Here is an 11,839-nt window from a genome sequence, read left to right on the forward strand (position 1 = left end):
TAGTCTACCCCCTTTAATACTTCGTTTTAACTTCCTCTATAATAATTCCTTTGATCTTTTCAATCATCGCATCTTTAGTTTTGTCTTTTGTTTTTACATTTTGCTTTTCTTCTCTAATAATCTTCAACTTCATAATTTCCAACTTTTTCTTATCAATCTCAAATTCATCCAAATTATAGGAATTCATTATTTACTTCCTCCTCTTTATTTAAATGATAAAACTCTTTAATCTCATTAATTAAAGTGTCAGCAACAGAAGAGTTTTCTGCAATTGATGCGAAATCCTTCATTCTAGCAATTTCTCTTAATGGTAAAGATTGCATAGACTGAACTTCTTCTGGCATTAATTCGCCCATGAGTTCAAATGGCATTGGTAAAGTAATAAAATCATAAATTATTGCATGTTTTTTCCCATCAAACTTCCTGAGTACTCGTCCCCTTCTCTGAACATACTCTTTTGGATTAGTACTACTTGCTAAAATAAAAGCCGTTTTTATACTTGGTATATTTACACCCTCATCTAAACATCTAATTGCAATCAAACTTTGTAGATGATCTCCTTTGGAGAATGTTTTTTTCAATTCTTCCCTTTCTTCTGCTGACTCTTCAGAAGTAAATTTCGATACTTTAAACCCTAACTTATTTCCAAGTAAGCTGGTTACAACATCAATTTGCCTCTTTTCTTCTTCATCTGCACTTCCTTCATAGTATTCTGGATCATTAATGGTAGTCGCTCCACAATAGACTAATATATGGGAGTCGTTTTGATATTTTTTAATTTCATTTTCAAGTTTGGTTATTTTTTCTTGAGCCCCTGCTACAATTTTCGCTCTTTTCAGAAGTAAAAATTTTGCTGATTCTGAAAAAGTAACTTTTCCAAACTTATCTTTTCTAACAGCTTTTGCAATTTGAGTAGTTAGTTCTTGATACTCCAGCAATTCATCTGGGGTTAAAAATACGGGAACCGGATAGTAATAATAAGGCGTGAGCATATTATTGTTAATTGCCATCTCCAGTGTATACTCAATGCATTTTTCTCCAAAATAATTAAATAAACTTTGAGTTCCAACCTCATCATTGTGCCTATTTATAGTTGCCGAAAGTGCTAATCTGAATTGAGCATTATGTAGTAACTTTGTCTGCAAATGTTCCGCTCCAAAATTGTGAGCTTCATCTACAATCAATAATAGATTCCGTTTTATAGACTTCAGTTGATTTTGAACGAAGTCAGAAGAGAAGGTTGCATTTGTCGTAACTAAACAAAAGTGATTGTTAACTTCGATATTATATAGTTCAGTTTGCTGCTCTAACCTCTTTTTCCAAGACTTTTGCTTAGATGCAGAATGGGCTACAATTGGCTTCATATTAAATAACTCAATATCTTCGACCCACTGATCTACAAGGTGTTGATATGGACATACTATGACTACTGCAAGATTATAATTCAAGTTTTTCGCCAGTTCTGCTGCGGCACCTAAACCAGTGATAGTTTTCCCCGTACCAGTAGCCATATCGAAAACTCCATTATATCCATGTGTTTTCCATTTTTCTATAGCTTCTATTTGATATTCCCTCAAATGAACGTTCTCAGGCGTAACCGGCCCATCAATTCTTTCTCTTTCTGCTATCGCGCTTTTTATTACATATTCCTCTTGCTCATCCAAAACTAATTCAATTTCATCAGTCTTATAACTTTCCAACTTCTCCTTTACTAGTTTTGGAAAATCTATAGTCAGGACGTTTTTTGCTTGGTTGGTCCAAATATTTTCAAAAGCTAACTCTTTAGCAGCAACTCTATCTTCTTCAAATGTCCAAGAACGAAAAACATCTATTGATTCGTAGTTATGAGAAAAAGCAGCCCCTGTTTCATTTAAAGAACCGGTAAAAGCAATTTTATTTCCTTTTTCATCTTCCACAATCCCCATTTTTTCGTGAAAGATACCAATGCTATTATTATCTTTAATTAAAGCGATTTTGATATCTATTATTCCATTCGCTATTAAATTTGCCAATAAATTCAAACGCTTCTTGCTAAAGAAATCTAAATCAGAATCAAATGAATTTAATAATTTTTCTTCTATTATTTTATCTCTACTTTTATATCCAAAATAAATTGCATCGATATCTTCCTCAGATAATCTCGGAGAAGCTATAATCCTAACTTTCCCTTTATTCCTAATTAGCCCCGCTATACCCTTAGTAATTTCTATTAATGCTGTTGATGAAAAAAAACCAACAGCTCGATCGTATCTAATTGCAGTCTCAAGAACAGGAATATAAAATTCTTTGACCATATCATTTTCAAAAGATCTATATTCATTTTTGATTTCGATGTTTACTAGACTCATTTTATACCCTCCCTTAATTATAGATTTAACTATTAATGGCATAGTTATTATGATTTACGCCCATGTATCTTTATACTCAAAACATAGAAGTCATTTACATTTATTATCCTACATTTCCCATTGTTTATAAAGTATTATTTATAATTTTCCTTTTTTTCTATTTACATTTTAGGCACATATGCTTAAAACATAAATTTAAACTACTGAGTCGATATTTAAGCATTTTAATAAATTCTTGTAATTAAAATAACGTATTTTTATGTCATGTATTCACTATTATTTAATTTTTGCTATCACTAACCGCCCTCACATCTTATTAGAATAGCTTCAATAAAATCCTGAAATCTCTTAGCGCTATATTAGTTTCAAACTCCTCTTAAAAAATTCGGTCTACAAGAAGATCGATTTTATAACACACTAATATTAGAAAAAAATATTGATAATTGTAAACCTATTAAACTTTAAATCTAAACGAAACGATTAGAGAAGTGTTCCAAATTGAAAGTGAACCATTTAATGATCCTATTGCCGTCTATCTTTCTAGTTGACTGTACGGATATCAAAGACGCAGTTATGACAGATGTCGAAGTACATGAAGAAACCGCAGTTGAAACAGAAGAACTTGTCACATCTATTGTGAAGAATCAGAAGTAGAGAAAACTCAGGCAAAATCAAATAATGAATTATTCGCAGTACACAAATTAATCGAAGTGGATGAAGGAGACTTGTCTAGCGACCAATCGACATTAAACACCATTATCTTTCTATACTCTTCATATAAGAACACCTCTTATCTATTCCAAATCAAAGGTACTCATATTTCTTTATTAAAAAGTAATTCAAAAAAGCCCTCTTGTAATTATTCCGGATCATGGTCAAGTAAATTGACACCGAAATATTACAAAAAGGGCTTTATACTATTTATTATTAAAGGAAAATCAAGAAAGTTATTGGACAAACAATCACAATTTTCCTTTTCAGTTCATTCTACTATTCTTATCTTCCTATCGAGCTTTTTAATACACGTTAGAATACAGTTTTCTTTCCCATTCATCCACACGGTAAAAATGAAGCTTCCACTCTTCTTGCTTCACTTTTATAAACTCCTGCCAAATATCACGACCGATAGTTTCTGCTAGAATCGTGTCTTCTGCCAAATAGCTTAAAGCTTCTTTCAAATCACGAGGAACCCATTCGACTCCTAAAGCATCCAGTTCTTCTTGAGAAAGATTACCGACGTCTTTTTCTAAAGGCATTCCAGGATCCAGTTTCTCTCTCACACCGTGTAGTCCAGCTGCTATCAAAGATGCTGACAATAAATACGGATTGCATGTTCCGTCTGCACCACGGTATTCAAAACGTCTCTCTCGTCTCGGTTCTAATACGCGCACCAAGCTTGAGCGGTTTCCGACACCATAGCAAATATGGGCTGGTGCAAATGAACCTGGTATCATTCGTTTATACGAGTTTACCGTCGGCGCAGCAATTGCAGATAAGGCTTTTCCGTGATGAAGAATACCTCCGATAAAGTAATATGCTACTTCTGAGAGGTCGAGTCCACGACTGTCATTCAAGTCTTTAAATAAATTCTTATCTCCTTCAAACAGACTCATATGCACATGAAGTCCACTTCCTGCTAACTCATTGAATGGTTTTGGCGCTAACGTTCCCACCATGCCAGCTTCTCTCGCCAAATGTTTGAATAACTGTTTGAACGTTACTTGATCATCGGTTGCTTTTAAACAATGATCGTATTTTAAATTAATTTCTACTTGTCCAGGACCGAACTCGCTCGAAACTTGCTCAGTCTCTACTCCCATTAATCCCATCGTTTCGATAAAATTCTGGATGAAATCTTCTTGAATATCTAAACCATCCGTTGAAAAACACGCGCTATTGTCAGCCGGAACCAGCTTTCCATCTTCTTCTTTCATTAAATATGCTTCTTGCTCGTAAACCATTTTGATTTGTCCACCTAGCACTTCTTCTGCTTCTTTTAAAAGCTTCTTTAATACGCTGCGTGGACAGCCTTGCCAAGGATTGCCGTTTTCATCAACCAAGTCGCAAAACATGCGTGCCGTTTTGCGGCGATGTGGCAATATAACAAATGTATCGGGATCGGGTAAGGCGAAAAAATCACCGCTGTCTGCTCCGTATGAAGGGTTCGGAACATACGTATCGAACATTGTGAAATCCATAATCGCCGCGCTGAAATTGACCCCTACTTCCATTGCATTCGCAATCTGCTCTTTTCTAATTGTTCTAGCTCTTGTAACCCCTGAGTAATCTAAAAATTCAACACGTATATAATCAATATTTTCTTGTTCAATTTTTCTCATGACTTCGCTGATTTTTGTTTCGATTACGCCTATGTTTCTTTCCATCCTTAACGCCTCACATTCTGCAATAGATTGATCGCGTAATTCACATACAAGCTGACTCCTGTAGCCAAGACGGCATCGTCAAAATGGAATCGTGGATGATGTAAATCATACGTTGTTTCATCTTCTTTTTTAATCCCCAGACGGAAGTACAAACTAGGTATCTTTTCAGAAAAATAACCAAAGTCATCTGCTCCCATTGAAGGTTCTGGCAAATCGACTACCTTCTCCTCACCTAGTAGTTCGCTTGCTGTTTTGATAAACTCAGAAACCAAAGTAATCTCATTTTCGATTTGTGGAGCACCGAGTAAGAATTCAATATCAATTTTGACATCCCATTGAATTTCAGAGGCCCGACATACTCGTTCAAGTTCCGTTCTCAACTGACTTCTTACTTCGCTATTTAATGCTCGATATGTTCCTTCCATAACCACGTGGTCTGCGACAATATTGCTTGCCTCTCCCCCATAAATTTTACCAATATGGATGACTTTCGGTTGTGTCGGATTAATATTTTTGGCAGCTACTAGTTGTAGTGTCTGCATAATCTGTGATGCTACTAAGATGGCATCAACCGCTTGATGCGGACGTGCGCTATGGCCAGATTTACCGCTAATTGTAATTTTGAAATCATCGCATGAAGCCGTCATGCTCCCTGATTTGACGCCTACAGTCCCAATTGGCAAATATGGCCATAAATGAAGACCTGTAATAGATTCGAGGTGAGGGTTTTTTAAGATCCCCAGTTTAATTAGCGCAAGTGCGGCTCCATCTGCTTCTTCACCAGGTTGAAAAATGCAACGCACAGTTCCTTTGAGAAGTGTTTTGTTGTGATGTAATTCATAAACAGCTCCTAGCAAAATAGCGGTATGACCGTCATGCCCACAAGCATGCATTACTTGTTGATGAGTGGATTTAAAAGGCACCTCTGCTTCTTCCTGTATGGGTAAAGCATCAATGTCTGCGCGTAAGCCTATAGCCGGACCGTTTTTGTCCCCTACAATATCGACAAAAATTCCTGTTTCCCCAATTCTTTCATAAGGTATTCCCCATTCCTCTAATACCGCTCCAATATAACGAGCTGTTTCGAATTCTTTAAAGGAAAGCTCAGGATATTGGTGGAGATGACGCCTGATAGCAACGACCTGTGCATCGATTTCTTTAGTTGATTGGAATTGGTTAGTCATTTGAAACTTCCCCTGCTTCTTTTTCTTTCACAGGTCTCTTTAATCCCTGGAATGCTGATTTATTGAAAACAGCAAATAGTAAGAATAATATAGTTAGCCAAATACCTCCGCGGACAAGCGTCATAAGAGAACCAACAAAAGATCCGTATAATACGACGATGATTCCGATAAACCCTAAAACTGGGAATAACGGAAATAGTGGCTGCCTCCAAGATAGTTTGGCCACTTCTTCTTTATGTTTCAATCGGAACAGCACTCCGGCAATCAATGCTAAACTCCAAGAAAATAACCATGCAATAACAAGTTGATTTGATAATTCAACATAGATAAACTCTGGATTAATTTGACCAATCAAAATCAAGGAAATTGTTGCTAACCAAATGACAATGATCGCATTTACTGGCGTATAGGTTTTCGGATGAATAACCCCCAAAAACTTAGGCAACATTCCTTCTCTTGCCTGTGAATAGAAAATCCGAGAAGTAGCATAAATGGTACCCATAATAATACAGGTTGCCGCTGCAATCCAAGCGGCGAGGTTCATGATAAAGGCACCTGCGACTCCAAAAACTTGACCAGCAGCTACCGTAAACGGCGAACTGTCCATAGTTACTTCATTCCATGGGATAATACCTTGTAAAACGAAATGAGCAAACGAGTAAAGAAGAATGAAAGTAATACTAGACCAGATTAATCCTCTTGGTAAGTCGCGTTGCGGATTAATGGCTTCTGCTCCTGCTGTCACTAACGTCAATGCACCAAGGTAAGCATACGTTCCAAGCGGAATGGCACTGAAAAATCCTTCTGCGCCATACGGTAAAAACGGTGTGAAATTCGCTAAGTTAACATCTTTCAATCCAACAATACCGAATATCACCATTACACCAACCAATGCCAATACCATGTACAATTGAACACGTGCGGCAATGACTGCGCCTAGAATATTGATCACAGCAAAAAGTGTCACGAAGAAAATAGCGAAGAACGCTGGCCACCATGCTGCTGTCAATGATGGAAAGAACCATACGCTAATTTTCCCTAACGCCAAGCCAACACTACCTCCGGCAATAATCCAGCCGATCGCAAATGTAAACCCGGCTAGGAATCCCCATGATTTCCCCATCATTCTTTGCACCCACGTCGACATAGCACCCGCATTTGGCATAGCGATCGCCATTTCAATTAATGCTATTATTAAAAATAGCTGCAATAAACCAGATACCATGTAAGAAACGATTGATCCTGGACCCGCAGTTGCAATGCCTTGTCCCATTAATAAGAAAATACCATCTCCAACTACCGCACCTACACCCAAAGCCCAAATATGCCAAAACTTCAAAGTTCTTTTCGGTTGTAAATCAAGACTAATATTTTGACTCATCCCATTTCCCCTTTTCGTTTATAGTTTTGTTTTATAGATATTCTCGAAGTTTCTGTACAAAATCATTTCACCGATATAACGAGCTTTTTCTGAATCCATATAGTCTTTTTCAACCCAATCATTTAGCACACGCTCGAAACATTCCACAAACAATTTTGCTCCCATCCAATTCATTTCCGGGACAGTAAACGCATCCGATCCATACATAACTTTGCCGAAAGGTGCTAGTTCCAATACTTGCGAAATAATACGCTCGACCCCATGACCTGTAAACGGATTTTGCAAGGATATATCCATGTAAACATTCGGTAATATGCTAACTATGAATGCCGCTTCTTCCATCCATGGGTAACCGCCGTGTACCAAATGGACTTTTGTGTCTTTATATTTCTCTAGTCTTAATGTATCTAATAAGTAACTCGGGCTAGCCTTGGTTATTACAACCTCCCCATCACCAATCCCTGTATGGATATGCATAAACTTATCAGCGGCTGTACATTCTTCCATAGCAATATGGAAACAATAATCACGTAATGATTTTGCTGGTGAGCGATCGTTTTCCACAAATTCCTTGTAGCCTTTACGCGCTTCTTCTTCATTCATGTCCATAATTTCGAGACCACTTCGATAGGCGATAATCGTTTTTAACCCTACAACTCCCGGTTTCGATAAATTTTCTGATAAACGCTCTCGGTATCGACGGACAAATTCATTAAATTCTAATCCTTCTTTTCCGAACTCCACCATGATGGTCTCGATTCGGCTGATCTCCCAAATTTTTGAGCCACTCAGTTTTTCGAAATCTTCCCGTTTTAATGGTGGCTGCGGATAGCCGAAATCCATAATTGCACCTTCCAACTGAACATCTCCAAATAATTCTTTTGTATACGCTCCATAGTCCGCAGCTTTTTTGTTACGAGCTTCTACTATAGATTCAAGTGTTTCCTCACAAGACAAATATTTCGCCATATTCCTTAATAAAATCTGAATCCACATATTTGAGTTTGGAACTGGTTGTGCTTTATCTGCTTTTTGGCTTGCTACAAACATTTCCTCATTAACTGATAATGACAATTTACGTAAGAAACTAAGTGGCGTTTCTTTTTCTTCCGGTGCTGCGAATGGATGAGCATGGACATCAACTACTTTGACTCCCGCTAAACTAACCTTAGACAATATACTCCACTCCTTTAGTTTTAGAAAAATTTTTTTCGCAAAAATTCTTTCATCTTCTCTTATTTCTAAATAAATAAAAGTTTGAAAAGAAAGAAAATTTAATCTATTATAGATTAGAATTGATTATATAGTTATTATTATTTCTTACACAACGAATAGAAAAAAATTTTACGGTGGTGATTCATTTTGAAACACATATTGAAAGATGTTTATTTAAAGGACGTAGCCGATTTTTTATTAGAAGGAATTGTTTTAACTGATGAGAACGGCGTTATATTATCGTTGAATCACATTGTTAGTGATTTTTTTCCCAAGCTATCTGATAGCGATTTAATTGGCAAGCGTATTCAAGATTTTGTGCCATCGAAGGATTTGTCTCAGTTTTATCTCCTTAAACAGGAAACTAGAAATATCTCCTTATCTATTGGGATGTTTCAACTATTGGCTAATTTTCGTTTTATTGACGACAGCACAGCTTTCCTTAATTTTCGGAATATCACGAAAATACAACGCCTATCCCAAGAAATTGTAGAAGCTCAAAATCAAAATAGATTGTTTCAATCTATCTTAGATAAAGTAGACGAAGGGGTTTGTTATATAGATAACAATCAAAAAATTGTCTTCTATAATACAAAAATGGGTGAATTGGATTCGAAAGAACCCTCAGGGGTAATTGGAAAGCGATATGCGTCCATTTTTGAAGGTGCAACGCATCAAGTCTCTCCTCTTTTGAATTCTCTAGTATCGGATAAACAGATCGTCCAAAATGAGGCGTTTTTTTCAAAAACCGGCAAACGCTATATCGTCAACAAGAAAAGCGAACCCCTTTTTTTAGGAAGTCAAAAAACTGGAGCACTTTCTACCGTCAAAGATTTCTCCACTATAGCGTCAATGGCAGACACTTTATTTCAGAACAAAAGAACAAAGGCAATTTCTTCTACTGAAGTAGCTATTTCCAGAGAAAACTTACCCCCAATTATTCAAGTGAGTAAATCCATGAAAAAAGTGATAGATACCACTGAACTTCTCACAAAATCTACCGCTAACCTATTAATTTGTGGAGAAAAGGGTGTTGGAAAAAGTCTGCTTGCCCGTTTTACCATTGAACGGCTAAATATACTAGATGCTAATTTTATAGAATTGAATTGCGCCGATATCCCTTCTCTTTTATTGGAGGAAAACTTATTTGGCATCTCTAAATCTCCAGGATTATTAGAGCAAATGAAAAATGGGATAATCGTGCTCGACCATATCGACCAACTAGACATTGCGATTCAAGAAAAATTATTACGTGTTATCCAATCCAAGACATTCTTTAGTTCTAAAGACAATAGCGAAATAAGCGTCAATACTCGTTTTATTGCATTATTGTCACAAAAACCGAATATCGCATTAAAACAAGGAAATTTATTAGAAGACTTGTTTTATGCCTTAAGCACAATCACATTGACCGTCCCTTCTTTACGCGACAGAAAAGAAGATATTCCTTTACTTATAAATTATTTTTTACAAAACAAGAATAATTCTACGCGCGGGTTAAACACCGCAATTTCAGAAGACGCACTAAAAGCATTAACCTCATACAGCTACTCTGGGAATGTCCGACAGTTGGGGTACATTATAGAAGGCGCAATGACCTTGGCGAAAGATGACGGGATAATTACACTTGATCACTTGCCGTCTTATATGGTTGATTTTAGTCATTCAGATAATGAGAGCGTCGCACTATTTAACGAACAAGATTCCTCCCACTCTTTAACCAACCAAGTTGAAAACTTTGAAAAGCAATTGATTTTAAATGTATTGAAAAAAACTAATTACCACATTACTAAAACAGCTGATAATCTCGGAATTTCTAGGCAAAGCTTGAATTACAAAATACGCAAATACGATATTGAATTTACTAGAGAGGATAGATAGCCGTGGAACAAAAAGAATTACTCGACAAAGATCACCAAGTAATCTCACAAGGTTTAAAACTACGTTTTTCACCTATGACTGTGGCATCAGCTTCCGGATGTTGGCTAACCGACCTTTCTGGCAAAGAATATTTGGATTTAACTGCTGGTTGGGCAGTTGCCAATATAGGATATGGTCGTGAAGAGATCGCTAAAACCATCTTCGACCAATACTTAAAATTATCTTTTACTACACAGCTCAGCGCACCTAGTGAGACCATGGTACAACTTGCTGAAAAACTTATCAGTTTAACTCCAGGGGACTTCGAAAAAAAAGTGTGGTTCGGTCACTCTGGGTCAGATGCTAATGAGTTAATTAGTAAATTCATTCCTATCGCTGCTGGACGTTCTAAAATGATTTCATTTATCGGCTCATACCATGGTCAAACAATGGGTGCTTCATCGTTGTCTGGTCATAGTGCGCAGGCACGTTTCGAAGGAAGAGGCAATGTCGTCAAGATTCCTTACCCGAATCCTTACCGCCCATTCAGCGGCATCAGCGCCAACCTTACCGAACAAACACTCCATTACATGAAAGAAGTGTTTGCAACGATATGTCCAGCTGACGACACAGCAGGAATTATTATTGAAGCTATCCAAAGTGATGGTGGCATGATTTTACCACCCCCTGCTTTTTTACAAGCGTTGAGAGAGATTTGTGACCAATACGGCATTTACTTAATTATCGATGAAGTAAAAGTCGGAATGGGTAGAACTGGAGCCTGGTTTTCGTTTCAACATTGTGAGATTGTACCGGATGTAGTCGTACTAGGGAAATCCCTCGGTGCTGGTCTTCCTATTAGCGCTGTTGTCGGAAGGAAAGAACTACTAGATGCAGTTTCTGCAGGTCATATGTTTACAACAAGCGGGAACCCCGTGTCTACTTCTGCAGCCCTTAAAAATATTCAACTGATCGAAGAAGAAGGTTTATTGGAGAATGCTAAGCATCAAGGAATATCTTTTCTTAACGGTTTGCACAAGCTTCAAGAAACTTACCCCTGCATAGGAGATGTACGAGGAAAAGGGTTGGCTATCGGTGTAGAAATTGTCGAAAATCGACATTCCCAAAATCCAGATCCTTTAAAAACTGCAGCCATTTGTTACCGAGCCTATGAACTCGGACTGCTTATTTACAATGTTGGCATTTATGGAAATGTGTTAGAAATCACACCACCACTTACAATAAACGCTCTCGAAGTAGAACGAGCACTTGCTATTTTAGAAGAAGTATTTAAAGACGCAGAAAATGGTCACATTGATTTACATAAAGTACAAGAATTTAGTGGATGGGGCTAATTTTAGTTACTAATAGGTAAACTGCCGATTATTCACAAGAAAGAGATACACACTTTACAGCCTTCTTTAACTACATTCACTTTTCTTTAAAACTAATATTAGCAAGAGCTTT

At 37.1% G+C, this 11,839-nt stretch carries 9 protein-coding genes; 3 read left to right on the top strand and 6 right to left on the bottom strand.

Translation table 11 applies throughout. The features are described 5' to 3' along the window. Positions 1-13: 13 nt before the first annotated feature. Positions 14-187, bottom strand: coding sequence for a hypothetical protein (locus tag PLANO_RS16005; RefSeq protein WP_156108912.1), 174 nt, complete (start codon positions 185-187; stop codon positions 14-16). Then, a complete protein-coding gene (locus PLANO_RS14400; RefSeq protein ID WP_038705122.1) occupies positions 174-2,348 on the bottom strand; it encodes a DEAD/DEAH box helicase family protein in 2,175 nt (724 codons plus the stop codon). The genes PLANO_RS16005 and PLANO_RS14400 overlap by 14 nt, the downstream gene beginning before the upstream one ends. Before the next feature lie 498 nt (positions 2,349-2,846). Here PLANO_RS14400 and PLANO_RS16010 point away from each other — a divergent pair, with 498 nt between their 5' ends. After that, positions 2,847-3,002, top strand: coding sequence for a hypothetical protein (locus PLANO_RS16010; RefSeq protein WP_156108913.1), 156 nt, complete (start codon positions 2,847-2,849; stop codon positions 3,000-3,002). A 362-nt stretch (positions 3,003-3,364) separates the two neighbouring features. Here PLANO_RS16010 and PLANO_RS14405 read toward each other — a convergent pair whose 3' ends face one another. Genes PLANO_RS14405 through PLANO_RS14420 form a run of 4 tightly spaced genes read right to left on the bottom strand, consistent with a single transcriptional unit; the run spans position 3,365 to position 8,473 of the window. Continuing rightward, the gene (locus PLANO_RS14405) at positions 3,365-4,732 is read right to left on the bottom strand and encodes a glutamine synthetase family protein (RefSeq protein ID WP_081976672.1); all 1,368 of its coding nucleotides are present in this window, start codon (positions 4,730-4,732) and stop codon (positions 3,365-3,367) included. Between the two features lie 2 nt (positions 4,733-4,734). Beyond that, entirely contained in the window at positions 4,735-5,916 is a 1,182-nt protein-coding gene (locus tag PLANO_RS14410; protein WP_038705123.1) for a M20 metallopeptidase family protein, read from the bottom strand. After that, positions 5,909-7,297, bottom strand: a complete 1,389-nt coding sequence (locus PLANO_RS14415; RefSeq protein ID WP_052124336.1) for an APC family permease — start codon at positions 7,295-7,297, stop codon at positions 5,909-5,911. The genes PLANO_RS14410 and PLANO_RS14415 overlap by 8 nt, the downstream gene beginning before the upstream one ends. An 18-nt stretch (positions 7,298-7,315) precedes the next feature. Next, positions 7,316-8,473, bottom strand: coding sequence for an amidohydrolase family protein (locus PLANO_RS14420; RefSeq protein WP_038705124.1), 1,158 nt, complete (start codon positions 8,471-8,473; stop codon positions 7,316-7,318). A gap of 186 nt (positions 8,474-8,659) precedes the next feature. On the opposite strand from PLANO_RS14420, the gene PLANO_RS14425 reads away from it, so the two are divergent. Together PLANO_RS14425 and PLANO_RS14430 are read left to right on the top strand one after the other, a co-directional pair. After that, on the top strand, positions 8,660-10,393 hold the full coding sequence (locus PLANO_RS14425; RefSeq protein WP_038705125.1) for a sigma-54-dependent Fis family transcriptional regulator: 1,734 nt from the start codon (positions 8,660-8,662) through the stop codon (positions 10,391-10,393). A gap of 2 nt (positions 10,394-10,395) precedes the next feature. After that, positions 10,396-11,727, top strand: a complete 1,332-nt coding sequence (locus PLANO_RS14430; protein ID WP_038705126.1) for an aspartate aminotransferase family protein — start codon at positions 10,396-10,398, stop codon at positions 11,725-11,727. The last annotated feature ends 112 nt before the right edge of the window (positions 11,728-11,839 follow it).

The organism is Planococcus sp. PAMC 21323 (assembly GCF_000785555.1).
GTDB lineage: Bacteria > Bacillota > Bacilli > Bacillales_A > Planococcaceae > Planococcus.